Source organism: Amycolatopsis sp. NPDC114484 (assembly GCF_055633755.1).
The window spans coordinates 340,241-355,315 of sequence record NZ_JBVKDQ010000004.1 but is presented as its reverse complement, the minus strand read 5'-3'; the positions used below and the strand labels follow the sequence as shown (position 1 = coordinate 355,315).

Here is a 15,075-nt window from a genome sequence, read left to right as displayed (position 1 = left end):
GGACGGCTCGGCTCTATGCCGCCGCTTGTTGGTGGCTAGGGCTCCGCCGAGGCTTGGCTCCGCTGCATCTGCCGCGTTGACCGGGGGTGCCGCCACGCCGGATCACCGGCTGGGCAGCACTCGCTGCGCCGCTACCCCAGCGTCTGCCGTACCGCCCGGATGCGCAGCACCACCGCACCGGGAGCATCGGCTGGGCAACATCCACCGAGCCGCGTTCCCGCCGCATTACCCCGATCCGCGGCCCCGCCACCTGCGGGTCACCGGCTAGGCAACACCCACCGAGTCACCGTTCCTGCAGCATTGCCCGGATCCGCGAACCAGCCCCGCCACGTGCGGGCCACCGGCCAGGCAGCACCTACCGAGCCGCCGCATCACCCGGATCCGCGACCCGGCCCCGCCACATGCCGTCACCGGCTGCGCAGCACTCGCCGATCCGTCCGGACTCCCGGCTCAGTTCCGTGCCCGCCCAGCGCCGCCAGCCGCCGCGTCCCAGCCGCTCAGTACCCGCGAATCTCCGGGCTTTTCACCTGCCGGAGCCCGCTCAGCTGTGAATCCGCCCGGTCAGCGCCGCCAGCCGCCGTCCGGTCCCGCTCCAGCGCAGCGCGATGATCTCCGCGGCGATCGACACCGCCGTCTCCTCCGGCGTACGCGCGCCGAGGTCGAGGCCGATCGGCGACGACAGGCGTTCCAGCTCGCCCTCGGTGATCCCCGCCTCGCGGAGCCGGGCGAACCGGTCGTCGTGCGTCTTGCGCGAGCCCATAGCGCCGACGTACCCGACGTCGAGCCGCAACGCGACCTCCAGCAGCGGCACGTCGAACTTCGGATCGTGCGTGAGGACCGCGATCGCCGTCCGCGCGTCGATCCGGCCCGCGTCGGCCTCGGCCTTCAGGTAGCGGTGCGGCCAGTCGACGACCACGTCGTGCGCCTCTGGGAACCGGCTGCTGGTCGCGAACACTGGACGCGCGTCGCAGACCGTCACCTGATACCCGAGATAAGCACCCATCCGTGCCATCGCGGCAGCGAAGTCGATGGCACCGAACACCAGCAGTCGCGGCGGCGGTTCGAACGAGTTCACGAAAACCGCCATGCCTTCGCCGCGACGCTGCCCGTCCGGTCCGTAGTGGAGCGTCCCGGTGCGTCCAGCGGCGAGAAGCCCGCGCGCGTCGTCGGCGACGGCATCGTCCATCCGGGACGAGCCAAGGGACCCCTCGACCCGATCCGGCCACACAATCATGTGCTCGCCGACCAGTCCCGGCGTCTCGTGCTCCACGATCGTGACGACCGCGACCGGTTCGCCGCTGCGCACCGACTCGACGACGCGCTCCAGCTCCGGCATCGACGCGCGGTCCACCGGCTCGACGTAGATGTCGATGATCCCGCCGCAGGTCAGCCCGACCGCGAAGGCGTCGTCGTCGCTCACGCCGTAGCGCTGCAAAACCGGCTTCCGCTCGGCGACGACCTCGTTGGCCAGCTCGTAGACCGCGCCCTCGACGCAACCGCCGGACACGCTCCCGACGACCGTCCCGTCCGGCGCGACCATCATCGACGCTCCCGGCGCTCGCGGCGCCGACGAAAACGTCGCCACCACCGTGCCGAGCCCGACTGTTTCGCCCGCCTGCCAGCGGCGGTACACGTCGTCCAGTACGTCACGCATCGGCAATCTCCCCGAGGAGTCGTTCCAAGGTCGCCAGGCTGTGCCCGGCCAGCAACCGGTCGATGTGCGGCAGGGCGGCCACGATGCCGGATTGGACCGGAGCATAACCCTCGTGCCCTGCGTGCGGATTCACCCAGAATACGGCGTGCGCGAGGCGGCGCAGCCGGCCAAGCTGTTCGGCCAGCAGGCTGACGTCGCCGCGCTCCCACCCGTCGGAGAACACGGTGACTACCGCGCGTCGTGCGAACCCGCGCTGCCCCCACCGGTCGAGAAACACCCTGAGCGTCTCGCCAAGCCGCGTCCCACCAGCGAAATCAGGCACCGCGGTGCCAGCGGCGAGCATGGCCTGTTCCGGATCGCGCTGCCGGAGCTGACGGGACACCCGGGTCATCCGAGTACCCAGCGTGAACACCTCGACCGACAGCGGCGCCGCCCGCGCGACGACGTGCGCGAACCGCAGCAACGCGTCGGCATACGGGCTCATCGAGCCGGAAACGTCGATCAGCAGCACGACTTTCCGAGCCCGCGTCCCCCGGCGATGATGCGCCAGCCGAACAGGCTCGCCACCGGACGCGAGCATGGCCCGCAGAGTCCTCGCCGGATCAAGCGCACCCCGACGCGCCGGCGTCCGCCGCGCCGCCCGCCGCCGGGGCAGCACTGGCCGCAGCGTCGCGAGCAACTCCCGCAAATGCGCCCGCTCGGCTTTGGTGAGCTCGGCGAGATCCCGATGCCGGAGAACCTCATGATCACTGGCCGCGACGCGGAGCGTGTCGTGAGATTCCTGGGTGCTGTCCCCGTCGCCGGCAGCCGCGAGGAGAGGAGCGATCCGGGCCTGCTTCCGCACCGGAGTCCCCGCGGTCGCCTTCGGACTGTCGTCTCCCTCGAACCACCGCGCGAAAGCTTCCTCGTAGCGAGGCAAGTCATCGGGGTCGGAGCAGAGGGTCAACCGCCCGACCCAGTAGAGCTGCGTCGGCCGAGCAACATCAACCTTCGCCACGGCGGACAGATACGCCTGCACCCGCCGCGCGTCACAGGCGACGCCCGCCTCGCGCAATGCCGCCGCGAACCCCGCGTAACCGGCGAGAGGGTCAGCGACTTCGGTGTTCATGTCCACCATTGTGACCCCAATGCCGGAACCCGCGCCGCGACAGCCGATCCTGCCTGGCCGAGACGTCCTTCGCCCGCGCTGGCAGCGACCGGTTCGGCCACCGTGAGGTGCGGTTGGCCGGTCACAGGGTGCCGGTTGTCGGCAGTGATCTTGGTGCGCAGGGGTTTGTGGCCATGCAGAGATGTTTGGGCACGCGGACGTTCATGGCCGGGCCGAGGTTCATGGCCGGGCCGAGGTTCATGGGCACGCGGAGGTTCATGGGCACGCGGAGGTTCATGGGCACGCGGAGGTTCTTGGGCGAGCCGACGTGCTTGGTCTCGCCGAAGCTCTTGGGCGCGCGACGGTTCCGGCTTGAGCTGCTCCAGCTCGCCAGCGTTCCTCCGCACCGCCATTCCAGCGTCAACCGCGTCGGCCCCGCAGATGTTCCGTCCTGCTCGAACTCACCGCGCCACGAGACCTGCGGACCGTTCCCCTCCAGCTCGCGCCCGCGCACTCCAAACAACGCACTCCGCCGTTCGACGACCAACCCAGAGGGCTACGCCACACGATCCCCGCGCACCAGAGACAGCAACGAACCCCATCTCGTTCCCGCACCGAACCGAGCCGCTCAAGATCGGCAAATGCCACGCGCCACCAAACAATCCCGACGGCAACCCACCCCCGCACCAAACCACGGCACCGGCGAAGGGCGGCCGCGCACGCCGTCCCGCCTCCGGGACAGCGTGCGCGGACCGTGGTTGCGCGCAGCGGCCGACCCCGGTAGCACAAGGCGGGCGCGCGGAACCTTCAGGAAAGAACGGAACTCAGCGGAGCACCAGGAGGGCAGTCCGGACGGAGGCGGTCACGAGCCCTCCTTCCGGCACAGTCAACAGTCACAGGCACAAAAATCAGCGAAGTCGGCGAAGTCATCCAGTGATGCTTCAAGCATGCCCGATCCCGCACCCCGCCGCAACGGAATTACTTGACCGTCCATAGTGGACGCAAGCTCAGGAGAACAGGGTGTCCAGCTTCGCCCGCACCCGGTCGAGGTCCTCGCTGTACTTCAGCACCGCGCCGAGGGTGCGCGCGGCCGTCGCGGCGTCCAGTTCGTCGCGCTGGAGCGCGAGCAAAGCCCGCGCCCAGTCAAGGGATTCGGCGACACCGGGCGGTTTGAGAAGATCCATCGCCCGCAGCCGGTGCACCGCGTCGGCGATCTGCCGGGCGAGAGTCTCGCCGATCCCGGGCAGCCGACGGCGCAGGATGCTGATCTCCCGAGCCAGGTCCGGATGCTCGAGCCAGTGGTAAAGGCACCGGCGCTTGAGCGCGTCGTGCACCTCGCGAGTCCGGTTGGACGTCAGCACGACCAGCGGCGGCTGTTCCGCACGCACCTCGCCGTACTCCGGGATCGTGACGGTGTATTCGTCCAGCAACTGCAGGAGAAACGCTTCGAACTCATCGTCAGCACGGTCGATCTCGTCCACGAGCAGCACACACGGCGTCGTAGTGAGCGCCTGCAGCAGCGGACGCGCGAGCAAGAACCGCTCCGTGTACAGCGAACGCTCGGCAGTTTCCGCGTCGAGCCGTCCGCCGTCGGCCGCTTCGAGCGCACGCAGGTGCAGCAACTGACGGGGGAAGTCCCATTCGTAGAGCGCCTGCGCGGCGTCGATGCCCTCGTGACACTGAAGCCGGATCAACGGCCACTGCAGCGCCTCGGACAGCGCGAGCGCCAGCGACGTCTTCCCGGTACCCGGCTCGCCTTCGCAGAAGAGCGGACGCTGCATCTGCGTCGCGAGGAATCCCGCGGTGGCCAGCCCCTCGTCGGCGAGGTAACCGGTGGTGTCGAGGGCGGCCGCGAGCGCGTCGGGCGAGGCGAGGGACTCTGTCACATCCCCGATCGTAAATCCGCGACCGCCAGGTTCGCCGTTCGCCGCCGTCCGGCCGGGCACAATCCGGTAAACCGAGCCATCGTCTGGCTACAGACCCCGCTGTTCACCGCACCCAGCCCGCGCCGACACCGTCCCGACAAGACAAACCGCAAGCTCCCACAGCCCAGCCGCCCCAACGCGCCTAGGCCCGCACCCCAACACGCCCAGGCGGATTCCACCCGCCAGCCCAGCCGAGCACCACCCGCGCCGTCATCGCCGTTCCGCGCCAGGCCCGGCCAGATCCCCCGGCCGATCGACATCGCTGCCGCTGCCGAGATCGCCGCACTCGACAAGCCGTACGTCACCCCGCCCGCGCAACCAGTCCCGCGCCCCATGGTCCCCATTCGCCGAACCCGCGATCTCGCCCCACCAACGCCGTCCGAACAACACCGGATGCCCGGGAATCCCCTGGTAAGCAGCCCGAACGACCGCCTCCTCGGAAGCCTCCCCGACGATCCGCGCGAGCGCCGCGGCCGGCACCCACGGCAGGTCCACCAGGTGCACGAGCGCCGCCACCGCCGCCACCTCCGACACCTCCGTCAGCGATTCGAGCCCGGCCTTCAGCGACTCCCCCATCCCGTCCTGCCACCGCGCGGCAAGCACCGGAGTGACGTCCGGCGGCAGCAGTTCCCGAACCTGGTCAGCCGACGCGCCGACCACCACCCGCACCGAGGCGCACCCGGCCTCGGCGAGGTTCCGGACCGCCCGCTGGACCAGCGGTTCCCCGTCGTACTCGACCAGCGCTTTGGGCCCGCCGAACCGCCGCCCCGCCCCGGCGGCGAGCAGCAGTCCGGCAACCGGTTCCGGCATCGGCGCTCTCAGCCCTTGACCGCTCGTCCGGGAGCCACCGAGGCGAGCTCCGCCGAAATAGCGGACGCGGTCTCGATCAACGGCGGAACGAACTGAGTCCGGACGACGTCCACCGGCGTCCGGCTCGCGTGCGTCGAGATGTTCACCGCGGCGATCGCGCGCCCCCTCCGGTTGCGGATCGGCGCGGCGACCGAACGCAGGCCTTCTTCGAGTTCCTGGTCGACCATCGCCCAGCCCTGTTCCCGGACCTGGGCCAGCTCGGCCTCGAGCGCGGCGCGCTGGGTGAGCGTGTGCGCGGTCAGCTGGTTGAGGTCGGCGACGATGAAGTAGGCGTTCAGTTCGGTCCGGTCCATGTCGGCGAGCAGCACGTGCCCCATCGAGGTGGCGTGTGCGGGGAACCGCGTGCCCACATTGATGCTCACCGTCATGATCCGCGACACCGCGACGCGCGCGACGTACACGATGTCGGTGACCTCCAGCACCGACACCGAACTCGACTCGTGCACTTCCGCCGACAGCCGTTCCAGGTGCGGTTGCGCGATCTCGGCCAGGGTGAGGCTGGACAGATAGGCGTAGCCGAGTTCCAGCACGCGCGGGGTGAGCGAGAAGTACTTGCCGTCGGTGCGGACGTAGCCGAGGTCCACGAGCGTCAGCAGGAACCGGCGGGCGGCCGCGCGGGTCAGTCCGGTGACGCGCGCGACGTCGCTGAGCGTCGGGTGCGGAGCCTCGGCGCTGAACGCCTTGATCACCGCCAGCCCGCGTTCCAGCGACTGCACGTGGTGCGCGCCGCGTTCGGCTTGGTCGTCGGCTTCCATGCGGGGAAGCCTATCCGGCTGGTGGCTGGGCGGTCGGTTCTCCCAGCTCGGCGAGGACGCGCTGGGCGATCCCGATCGCCGTGTTCGCCGCCGGGACCCCCGCGTACACGCCGGTGTGCAGCAGGACTTCGCGGATCTCGTCCGCGGTGAGCCCGTTCCGCACCGCCGCGCGGACGTGCATGGCCAGCTCGTCGTGGCAGTGCAGCGCGGTGAGCGCGGCCAGCGTGATGCAGCTGCGGGTCCGCCGGTCGAGGCCGTCGCGCGTCCAGACCGAACCCCACGCCGCTTCGGTGATGTACTCCTGGAACGGCTCGCTGAACTCGGTGGTCCGCGCGACCGCCCGGTCGACATGCTCGTCGCCGAGCACCTCGCGGCGCACCCGCATGCCCGCCTCGTAGCGGTCTCCGGTCACTGTTCCTCCGTGATCCGCTCGAGGATCAGCCGGGTGAATTCGTCCGGCTGTTCGTAGCTGCCCAGGTGCGCGGCGGAGGCGACGACCTCGAGCCGGGCACCGGGGATTCCGTCCGCGATGACCCGCCCGTGCGGTTCGGCGGGCGTCGACGGGTCGTCGGCGCCCGCGATCACCAGCGTCGGGACGGAGATCTTCGGCAGGTCGCCGGTGAGGTCCATCCGCTCGATCACCTCGCAGCAGCCGGCGTACCCCTCGTCGGGCTGGGCCTCGACCATCTCGCGCAGGTACGCGATCTGGTCCGGATGCGCCTGCGCGTAACCCGGCGTGACCCAGCGCCCGACGCTCGCTTCCGCGACCACCGCAGTGCCCTCCGCCCGCACGAGGCGCGCGCGGTCAGCCCACATCTCGGGCGGCCCGAGCAGCGCTGACGTGCAGCACAGCGTGAGGCTCGCCAACCGCTCCGCGGCGTGCGCGCCGAGCCACATCCCGGTCATCCCGCCCAGCGACAGGCCGACGAAGTGCGCGCGCTCGACGCCGAGGTCGTCGAGCAGCCCCAGCACGTCGCCGCCCAGGTCAGCCAGGTCGTACGGCCCCGGCGGCACCGGCGACGACCCGTGGCCGCGCGTGTCGTACCGGACCACGCGGAATCCGCGCTCGGTCGACGGCGCGACCTGCGGCTCCCACATCCGGTGGTCGCTCCCGATCGAGTTGGAGAACACCACTACCGGACCCGACGCCGGGCCTTCGACGACCCGGTGCACCCGGACACTGCTCACGCTTGAACCTCCACAATGGACACGGCCGGTCAGACCGCGAAGAACACCGTCTCGCCTTCGCCTTGCAAACGCACGTCGAACCGATAATCGGTGCCGTCTTTCTTGGCCAGCAACGTGTCCCGGCGTTCCTCGGGAACACTCGCCAGCACGGCGTCGCCGGAGTTGTCCTGGTCCTCGAAGTAAATACGCGTGACGACCCGGTTCAGCAGCCCGCGAGCGAACACCGACACGTCGAGGTGCCGCGCCTGCGGAGCCCCGTCCGCGTCCGGCACCGCTCCAGGCAGCACCGTGAGAATCCGGTACTGGCCTTCGGCATCGGTGGGACACCGGCCGAATCCGCGGAACGGATCGCCGGACTTGCCGCGCGGATCGTCGGGATGGTCGAACCCGCCGTCCGGATCCGCCTGCCACGTCTCGATCATCGCGTCGGGGACCGGGTTTCCCGCACCGTCGTACACTCCGCCGCGGATCCACACCGCGCCTTCGGTGCCTTCCGGGACCACGAACGGCCCGTCGTCCCACGGCAGCCCGATGGACAGGTACGGCCCGACGGTCTGCGAAGGCGTGCCTTCCAGCCTCACTCGTCCTCCTCCTCGTCCTCGAACACCGACTGTTCGCGCCCGCGCACCACGATGTCGAACTGGAACGCCAGCGCCCATTCCTCCTCGGTGCGGTCGAGGTCGAACCGGGAGATCATCCTCTGCCGCGCCTTCTCGTCCGGAATGGAGTTGAAGATCGGGTCCTGCGAGAACAGCGGGTCGTCCGGGAAGTACATCTGCGTGACGAGCCGCTGGGTGAACGCCGAGCCGAACACCGAGAAGTGGATGTGCGCGGGACGCCACGCGTTGTCGTGGTTCTTCCACGGGTACGCGCCGGGCTTGATGGTGGTGAACTCGTAGCGTCCGTCGTCGTCGGTCAGCGTGCGGCCGAGCCCGTCGAAATTCGGGTCGAGCGGCGACGGCCAGCGGTCGCCGGTGTGCCGGTAGCGGCCGCCCGCGTTGGCCTGCCAGATCTCGACGAGCGAGTTGCGGATCGGCCGCCCGTCGCCGTCGAGAAGCCTGCCGGTGACGATGATCCGCTGGCCCTGCGGCTCGCCCGAGTGCTGGCGGGTGAGGTCGTTGTCGAGCTCGCCGAGCCGCCCCGGGCCGAGCAGCGGACCGGTGACCTCGGTGAGCATCTGCGGCAGCAGGACCAGCGGCTGCGTCGGATGCCGCAACGCGGTGGAGCGGTACGGCGCGTAGTCGAGCGGCGGGTGGGTGCCGTCCGGATCAGGCCGGTACTGCGGCAGGCGCCGGTCGGTCGGTATAGCCACGATGCCTCCCCTTTCCTCAGCGATTCTCGAGCACGACAGCGAGACCTTGGCCGACGCCGATGCAGATCGCCGCGAGGCCCCAGCGACCGCCGGTACGGCGGAGCTGATGCGCCAGCGAGCCGATGATCCGGCCGCCGGACGCGCCGAGCGGGTGCCCGATCGCGATGGCTCCGCCGTTGACGTTGACGATCTCCGGGTCGAGCTTCGACCATTCTTTCAGGCAGGCCAACGACTGTGCCGCGAACGCTTCGTTGAGTTCCACCGCGGCGAGGTCGTTCCAGCCGATGCCTGCCCGTTCGAGCGCGATCTCCGCCGCGCGCACCGGGCCGATGCCGAACACGTCCGGGTCGACTCCCGCGGCGCCGCGGCCGGCGATCCGGGCAAGCGGCGTCTTGCCGAGCCGTTCGGCCGCCGCCTCGTCACCGAGCAGCAACGCCGACGCGCCGTCGTTCAGCGGCGACGCGTTGCCCGCCGTGACGGTGCCGTTTTCCTTGCGGAACACCGTTTTCAGCTTCGCGAGCTTCTCCGGCGAGGAGTCCGGCCGGATGCCCTCGTCCCGGGTGAGCTCGACGCCTTCCACCGGAACCACGTGGTCGTCGTAGAAGCCCTCGTCCCACGCCCGCGCGGCGTTCACGTGGCTGCGCGCGGCGAAGGCGTCCTGTTCGTCCCGGCTGATGCCGTAGCGCTCGGCGAGCAGCTCGGTGGACTCGCCGAGGGAAACGGTCCACTGCGACGGCATCGCCGGGTTGACCATCCGCCAGCCGAGCGCCGTGTTGTACAGCGTCTGGTTGCCTGCCGGGAAAGCCTTGTCCGGCTTCGGCATCACCAGCGGCGAGCGGCTCATCGACTCGACGCCGCCCGCGACCACCAGCGAAGCGTCGCCGACCTGGATCGCCCGGCTCGCCTGCATGGCCGCCTCGACGCCGGACCCGCACAGCCGGTTCACCGTCGCGCCGGGCACCGACGTCGGCCAGCCCGCGAGGAGCGCGGCCATCCGCGCCACGTTCCGGTTGTCCTCGCCCGCACCGTTGGCGTCGCCGAGCACCACTTCGTCCACAGTGGACGGATCGAGCCCGTTGCGCTCGGCCAGCGCGCGCAGGACGCCCGCGGCCAGGTCGTCAGGGCGCACGCCGGAGAGAGCGCCGCCGTAGCGCCCGAAGGGAGTGCGGATCGCGTCGAGTACGTAAGCGTCGCTCATTCGCCGGCCTTCTTCAGTTCGCGGAGCAGGGTCAGTTCGCGTTGAGTGGGCGCGGGGGTGGTCTTGAGGTCCGCGGCCGCCTTCAGTGTCCACCCCGTCGCTTCCACGACCTGTTCCAGCTCGATCCCGGGGTGCAGTTCGGTGAGCGTGAGCTCCGCGGTTTCCGGATCGGGCCGCATCAGGCCGAGGTCGGTGACCACGAGCGTCGGCCCGGCTCCGCGCAGGCCGAGCCGTTCCCGGTCGCCGCGCCCGGCGCCGTGGCCGAACGACGTCACGAAGTCGACCTTGTCCACAAAGGTGCGCTTGCTCTGGCGCAGCACGACGAACACTTCCTTGCAGGACGCGGCGATCTCCGGCGCCCCGCCCGCGCCGGGCAGGCGCACCTTCGGATCGTGGTAGTCGGAACCGATGACCGTGGTGTTGATGTTGCCGAATTTGTCCAGCTGCGCCGCGCCGAGGAACCCGACGTCGATCCGGCCGGGCTGCAGCCAGTAGTTGAACACCTCGGGCACGCTGACCACCGCGTCGGCGGTGTCGGCCAGCTCGCCGTCGCCGATCGACAGCGGCAGCCGGCTGGGTTTCGCGCCGAGACAACCCGATTCGTAGATCAGCGTGAGGTTCGGGGCGTGCGTGCGGCGGGCCAGGTTGGCCGCCGTGCTGGGCAATCCGATCCCGACGAAACACGACATGCCCTCGCCGAGCGCGCGCGCCGCGGCGATGCTCATCATCTCGTCGGCGGTGTACTCGCTCATGCCTTCACCCCGGTCAAGTCGTTCAGCCACTTGGCGAATTCCTCGCGGTCCCGTCCGATCTCGTCCCACTCCTGGTACGCCGCGTTGTCCCGCTCGTAGTACCCAGCGGCGTACGAGGGAGCCGCGCCGCGCGGCACCTCGGCCACCGCGGTGACCGCCCACGACGGAAGGACCAGCACGCCCGGCCGGGGTTCCAGCTCGTCGACGACCTCTTCCACCGTGACCAGCGACCGCTTCGCCGCGAGCACCGCTTCTTTCTGCACGCCAGCGATGCCCCACAGCTGAACGTTGCCCGACCGGTCGGCGCGCTGCGCGTGCACGATCGTGACGTCCGGATTCAGCGCGGGCACCGCGGTGAGCTGCTCGCCGGTGAACGGGCAGGTGATCGGCTTGATCGTGTCCGTCTGCGCGGGCAGATCGGTGCCGGTGTAGCCGCGCAGCACGGCGAACGGAAGCCCGGAAGCGCCTGCGACATAACGGTTCGCCATGCCCGCGTGGCTGTGCTCCTCGATCTCCAGCGGCGCCGGCCACGAGTGCTGCACGGCGTCGCGGAACCGGTGCAGCGAGCCGACCCCGGGGTTGCCGCCCCACGAGAAGATCAGCTTGCTCGCACAGCCCGCGCCGATGAGCTGGTCGTAGACGATGTCCGGCGTCATCCGCACGAGCGTGAGGTTCCGCCTGCCCTGACGGATGATCTCGTGCCCCGCCGCCACGGGGATGAGGTGCGTGAAGCCCTCGAGAGCGACGGTGTCCCCGTCGTGCACCAGCTCGGCGATCGCCTCGCCGAGCGACAGCACCCTTGCCATCACGAGCCCTTCCGTCTGGATCTTCCTGCTTCCGCCGTTCCGTGCTAGCGTGTTCGCATAGCGCACAGAAGTTCTACATAAGAACATAACACGATCCGGCCGCCCGTGGGAGTGCCAAAGGGTGAAGCGGACGTCCGGACAGACGACAGAAGACAGCGCGAGGTTCGCGGACTTCGAGAGGAATGAGGTGAGGCGATAAGACAACACGGTGCGCTGGGATTCGGCGAACGGGTTTCGCGGCCGGCACAGAGCGGCGTGGTCGGCGGCAGACCGGAATTTCGTTGCGTGGTACCGCAATGCGGAATTCGGGCACTGTCCGCGTCGGCGGCGTTCTGTCGCGGTTGGACGCTCCGTCGCAGCTCAGGCGGGTGTCCGGCGGTGAGCGCGCCGCGAACCTCGCTCGGGCGGCACGGTCGGCATTAGGCTGCTCCGCATGCCGAAGATCGCTGTCACCCGTTGGATCCCGGACGAGGCCGTGCAGGTGCTCGGCGAGGCAGGCGAAGTCGAGATCTCGCCGGAGGACCGGCCGCTCACGCCCGGTGAACTGCGGAAGTTCGTCGCCGGATCGGCCGCGGTGGTGTCGATGCTGCACGACCGGATCGACGGCTCGGTCGCGGACGCGGCGGGTCCCGAGCTGAAGGTCGTCGCGAACGTCGCGGTGGGCTACGACAACGTGGACGTCAGTGCACTGGCGGAACGCGGGGTCGTGGTCGCCAACACGCCAGGCGTGCTCACCGACGCCACCGCGGATCTCGCGTTCGGATTGCTGCTGGCCGTTTCGCGGCGGCTCGGCGAAGGCGAACGTTTGCTGCGCGCACGGCAGCCGTGGTCGTTCCACCTCGGCTTCCTGCTCGGGTCCGGACTGCAGGCCAAGACGCTCGGCATCGTCGGGCTCGGGCAGATCGGCCGCGCGGTGGCGACGCGGGCGGCGGCGTTCGGGATGCGGGTCGTGTACTCCGGACGGTCGGCGAAGCCGGACTTCGACGGCGAGTTCGTGTCGTTCGCCGAGCTGCTGCGGCGTTCCGACTTCGTGTCGCTGCACTGTCCGCTGACGCCCGAGACCCGGCACCTTGTCGACGCGGACGCGTTGCGGGCGATGAAACCGAGCGCGTACCTGGTGAACACCACACGCGGTCCGGTGGTCGACGAGTCGGCGCTGGCCGACGCGCTCGAAGCCGGCGAGATCGCGGGCGCGGCGCTGGACGTGTTCGAGAAGGAGCCGGACGTCGAGCCACGGCTGCTGGAGCGCGACGACGTGGTGCTGACGCCGCACCTCGGATCGGCGACGGTGGAAACGCGTACGGCGATGGCGGTGCTGGCCGCGCGCAACGTCGTCTCGGTGCTCGCCGGCGCCGAGCCGCTGACGGAGGTCGGCCGATGACCCGGGTCGTGATCGCACCGGACAAGTTCAAAGGAAGCCTGACCGCGGTCGAGGTGACGGAAGCGATCGCGCACGGCGTGCGCGATGCGTTGCCGGACGCCGAGATCTCGGCGTGCCCGGTCGCCGACGGCGGCGAAGGGACGCTGGAGGTACTCGAGAACGCGGGCGGCTCGATGGTGCGGTTGTCGGTGCGCGGTCCGCTCGACGAACCGGTCGAGGCGCGGTACGTGCTGCTCGACGGCACGGCCTACATCGAATCGGCGCGTGCGTGCGGCATCGAGTTCGTGACGCCGAGCCGGGAGGTCGCGCTGGCCGCGCACACGTGGGGCGTCGGCGAGTTGCTGAACGACGCCCTGACCCGCGGAGCGCGGCGGCTCGTGCTGACCGTCGGCGGCACCGCGAGCACCGACGGCGGTGCCGGGATGCTGGCCGCGCTGGGCGCGAGCGTCCTCGACGCGTCGGGTGCGCCGGTCGGTCACGGCGGCGGGTCGCTGGCACAGGTCGCGCGCGTCGATCTGGGTCCAGTGCGAGAACGGCTGGGCACGGTGCCGGTCGCGGTCGCGACAGACGTGACGAATCCGCTGCTCGGCACGAACGGTGCGGCGGCCGTATTCGGCCCGCAGAAGGGTGCCGCCCCGGACGACGTCCAAGCTCTAGACGAAGCACTGTCGCACTGGGCGAAGGCACTCGTGCAGGCTGGCGCGCCGGACGTCTCCAACCTGCCGGGAGCCGGGGCTGGCGGAGGTGTCGCGGCGGGCGCGATCGCCGGTTTCGGCGCGACGGTCGAGTCCGGCTTCGACCTGATCGCCGCGTTGACCGGAGTCGACGACGCACTGACTGGTGCTGACCTGGTGATCACCGGCGAGGGTTCGCTGGACGAACAATCACTGTCCGGCAAGGCCCCGGCGGGCATCGCGGCCCGCGCCGGGCGGACGGGCATCCCGCTGCTGGTGCTCGCCGGACGGATCCAGCTGGACGCGGACGCACTGGCCGGCTTGGGAGTCGTGGGCAGCAGCGCGCTGATCGACCACGCACCGTCGCTGGACTACGCCCGCGCCCACGCCGCGGAACTGCTGCGCGAACGGGCCGCAGCGCTGGTTCAAGACTGGCTGCGCACCAAGTAACAGAGCGCTCCCGCGATCAACCGCAGGAGCGCTCCATTACCTACGCAGCCGTCTGGACAACCCATGTCTTGGACGGGAGTGCCACCCAAGAATCAATTCACCGGACGCCCCGAGACATCCGGCGGTACCGGCGAACGGCACACGGGATCAGCGGACGGACACCGCCCCGCGAACCCCGTGGCCGGGCGCTGGCGCAGCCGTCAGGCGGACTGCTGCTGGGGCAGAACGGCGAAGGCGACGTCGCCCGTGTCGTCCTGCTGAACGTCCAAGACCTTGTCGTCGAGCAACGCGGCTGCTTGCGGCTCAAGGAAGACCTTCGCCCCGCCGTCGGCACCGACGACGCGGTCGCCGTCCTCCGGGGCCGGGGCTACCGACAGCGCCAATTGGGCACCGTCGCCTTCCATGCTCTGCAGCGCGAAGCGCAGGCCGCTTTCTTCGGAGCCAGTGCCTTGTTCAGCGGTCAACGCGGTGATCGCCTCGGCGGCGGCTTCGGTAACGGTCAGCATCTTTCGGCCTTCCCTTCGTCGCAGTCGGATGCGCGCGGTCGGTTGCAGGGTGGTTTTTCACGCTAAAGGCGGCATGACGGTCGCGCAGTGTGAGCGCGAGACCGTTGCCGCGGCGGTGGAACCTGTCACAAATACGTTTGAGATCAGGATCTTCGGGCCATAGCCGACCGGATCGCGTCGGCGACCGTGCAGCCCCCGTGGTCGACCCGCTCGCCCGGTCTGGGATCCGCGGGCCAGCCAGAGCCGGCCGATTCGAACTGCCCCGGTCCTGCCTCGCCGGCGCTGACCGGCTCCCCGGCCACGTCAGCGCTCGCCGATCCGTCGGCTGCCCCGCCGGACACGGGTGGCCGGGCCTCCGGCCGCTCCCCCGCACGCTGACTTTCGCGGACCTGGCCAGAGCCTGTTCCAGCACGCACCGCAGTTCTGGGCGCGGGCGTACGGAACGAATCGACACGGGAACTGTCCGCACCGGGTGCTTGACTCTCACGGGGAGCGTCGTCACCGGAATTGCTCACGG

Annotated in this window: 16 protein-coding genes; 2 read left to right on the top strand and 14 right to left on the bottom strand. The window is 70.2% G+C overall.

What is annotated here, in order from left to right; translation table 11 throughout:
* Window positions 1–541: 541 nt before the first annotated feature.
* From ACZ7SW_RS14045 to ACZ7SW_RS13985, 13 genes are all read right to left on the bottom strand, one after another.
* A complete protein-coding gene (locus ACZ7SW_RS14045) occupies window positions 542–1,654 on the bottom strand; it encodes an XdhC family protein (RefSeq protein WP_470230780.1) in 1,113 nt (370 codons plus the stop codon).
* Window positions 1,647–2,762 (bottom strand): vWA domain-containing protein, encoded by a 1,116-nt coding sequence (locus ACZ7SW_RS14040; protein WP_470230779.1) that lies wholly within the window; start codon window positions 2,760–2,762, stop codon window positions 1,647–1,649. Before ACZ7SW_RS14040 ends, ACZ7SW_RS14045 begins: the two co-directional genes overlap by 8 nt.
* Before the next feature lie 121 nt (window positions 2,763–2,883).
* The gene (locus ACZ7SW_RS14035; protein WP_470230778.1) at window positions 2,884–3,255 is read right to left on the bottom strand and encodes a hypothetical protein; all 372 of its coding nucleotides are present in this window, start codon (window positions 3,253–3,255) and stop codon (window positions 2,884–2,886) included.
* Between the two features lie 493 nt (window positions 3,256–3,748).
* On the bottom strand, window positions 3,749–4,627 hold the full coding sequence (locus tag ACZ7SW_RS14030) for an AAA family ATPase (protein ID WP_470230777.1): 879 nt from the start codon (window positions 4,625–4,627) through the stop codon (window positions 3,749–3,751).
* Between the two features lie 249 nt (window positions 4,628–4,876).
* Entirely contained in the window at window positions 4,877–5,476 is a 600-nt protein-coding gene (locus tag ACZ7SW_RS14025; protein WP_470230776.1) for a nucleotidyltransferase family protein, read from the bottom strand.
* An 8-nt stretch (window positions 5,477–5,484) separates the two neighbouring features.
* Complete coding sequence (locus ACZ7SW_RS14020) at window positions 5,485–6,291, bottom strand: IclR family transcriptional regulator domain-containing protein (RefSeq protein WP_470230775.1); 807 nt, start codon at window positions 6,289–6,291, stop codon at window positions 5,485–5,487.
* A 10-nt stretch (window positions 6,292–6,301) separates the two neighbouring features.
* Window positions 6,302–6,703 (bottom strand): 4-carboxymuconolactone decarboxylase, encoded by a 402-nt coding sequence (pcaC, locus tag ACZ7SW_RS14015; RefSeq protein ID WP_470230774.1) that lies wholly within the window; start codon window positions 6,701–6,703, stop codon window positions 6,302–6,304.
* Complete coding sequence (gene pcaD / locus ACZ7SW_RS14010) at window positions 6,700–7,479, bottom strand: 3-oxoadipate enol-lactonase (protein WP_470230773.1); 780 nt, start codon at window positions 7,477–7,479, stop codon at window positions 6,700–6,702. The genes pcaC and pcaD overlap by 4 nt, the downstream gene beginning before the upstream one ends.
* A 29-nt stretch (window positions 7,480–7,508) precedes the next feature.
* Window positions 7,509–8,060 carry a protocatechuate 3,4-dioxygenase subunit alpha gene (pcaG, locus tag ACZ7SW_RS14005; protein WP_470230772.1) on the bottom strand — a complete coding sequence of 184 codons (552 nt, stop codon included), beginning with the start codon at window positions 8,058–8,060 and terminating at the stop codon, window positions 7,509–7,511.
* A complete protein-coding gene (gene pcaH, locus ACZ7SW_RS14000; RefSeq protein WP_470230771.1) occupies window positions 8,057–8,791 on the bottom strand; it encodes a protocatechuate 3,4-dioxygenase subunit beta in 735 nt (244 codons plus the stop codon). Before pcaH ends, pcaG begins: the two co-directional genes overlap by 4 nt.
* A gap of 16 nt (window positions 8,792–8,807) precedes the next feature.
* Window positions 8,808–9,989, bottom strand: a complete 1,182-nt coding sequence (locus ACZ7SW_RS13995; protein WP_470230770.1) for a thiolase family protein — start codon at window positions 9,987–9,989, stop codon at window positions 8,808–8,810.
* On the bottom strand, window positions 9,986–10,741 hold the full coding sequence (locus tag ACZ7SW_RS13990; RefSeq protein ID WP_470230769.1) for a CoA-transferase subunit beta: 756 nt from the start codon (window positions 10,739–10,741) through the stop codon (window positions 9,986–9,988). The genes ACZ7SW_RS13995 and ACZ7SW_RS13990 overlap by 4 nt, the downstream gene beginning before the upstream one ends.
* Window positions 10,738–11,547: a CoA transferase subunit A gene (locus ACZ7SW_RS13985; protein ID WP_470230768.1), complete on the bottom strand. Its 810-nt coding sequence runs from the start codon at window positions 11,545–11,547 to the stop codon at window positions 10,738–10,740. The genes ACZ7SW_RS13990 and ACZ7SW_RS13985 overlap by 4 nt, the downstream gene beginning before the upstream one ends.
* Before the next feature lie 433 nt (window positions 11,548–11,980).
* Between ACZ7SW_RS13985 and ACZ7SW_RS13980 the strand changes: the two genes are divergently transcribed.
* Together ACZ7SW_RS13980 and ACZ7SW_RS13975 are read left to right on the top strand one after the other, a co-directional pair.
* Complete coding sequence (locus tag ACZ7SW_RS13980) at window positions 11,981–12,928, top strand: 2-hydroxyacid dehydrogenase (RefSeq protein WP_470230767.1); 948 nt, start codon at window positions 11,981–11,983, stop codon at window positions 12,926–12,928.
* On the top strand, window positions 12,925–14,052 hold the full coding sequence (locus tag ACZ7SW_RS13975; protein ID WP_470230766.1) for a glycerate kinase: 1,128 nt from the start codon (window positions 12,925–12,927) through the stop codon (window positions 14,050–14,052). The genes ACZ7SW_RS13980 and ACZ7SW_RS13975 overlap by 4 nt, the downstream gene beginning before the upstream one ends.
* Before the next feature lie 200 nt (window positions 14,053–14,252).
* On the opposite strand, the gene ACZ7SW_RS13970 is transcribed toward ACZ7SW_RS13975, so the two are convergent.
* Window positions 14,253–14,558, bottom strand: a complete 306-nt coding sequence (locus ACZ7SW_RS13970) for an iron-sulfur cluster biosynthesis protein (RefSeq protein WP_470230765.1) — start codon at window positions 14,556–14,558, stop codon at window positions 14,253–14,255.
* Window positions 14,559–15,075 lie beyond the last annotated feature (517 nt).

Excerpts from the sequence above, each read along its gene's own strand:
- ACZ7SW_RS13985 (WP_470230768.1), bottom strand. The coding sequence starts at position 11,547 with ATGGCAAGGGTGCTGTCGCTCGGCGAGGCGATCGCCGAGCTGGTGCAC.
- ACZ7SW_RS13990 (WP_470230769.1), bottom strand. The coding sequence starts at position 10,741 with ATGAGCGAGTACACCGCCGACGAGATGATGAGCATCGCCGCGGCGCGC.
- ACZ7SW_RS13970 (WP_470230765.1), bottom strand. The coding sequence starts at position 14,558 with ATGCTGACCGTTACCGAAGCCGCCGCCGAGGCGATCACCGCGTTGACC.
- ACZ7SW_RS14025 (WP_470230776.1), bottom strand. The coding sequence starts at position 5,476 with ATGCCGGAACCGGTTGCCGGACTGCTGCTCGCCGCCGGGGCGGGGCGG.
- ACZ7SW_RS14040 (WP_470230779.1), bottom strand. The coding sequence starts at position 2,762 with ATGAACACCGAAGTCGCTGACCCTCTCGCCGGTTACGCGGGGTTCGCG.
- ACZ7SW_RS14045 (WP_470230780.1), bottom strand. The coding sequence starts at position 1,654 with ATGCGTGACGTACTGGACGACGTGTACCGCCGCTGGCAGGCGGGCGAA.
- ACZ7SW_RS13995 (WP_470230770.1), bottom strand. The coding sequence starts at position 9,989 with ATGAGCGACGCTTACGTACTCGACGCGATCCGCACTCCCTTCGGGCGC.
- ACZ7SW_RS13980 (WP_470230767.1), top strand. The coding sequence starts at position 11,981 with ATGCCGAAGATCGCTGTCACCCGTTGGATCCCGGACGAGGCCGTGCAG.
- ACZ7SW_RS13975 (WP_470230766.1), top strand. The coding sequence starts at position 12,925 with ATGACCCGGGTCGTGATCGCACCGGACAAGTTCAAAGGAAGCCTGACC.
- ACZ7SW_RS14020 (WP_470230775.1), bottom strand. The coding sequence starts at position 6,291 with ATGGAAGCCGACGACCAAGCCGAACGCGGCGCGCACCACGTGCAGTCG.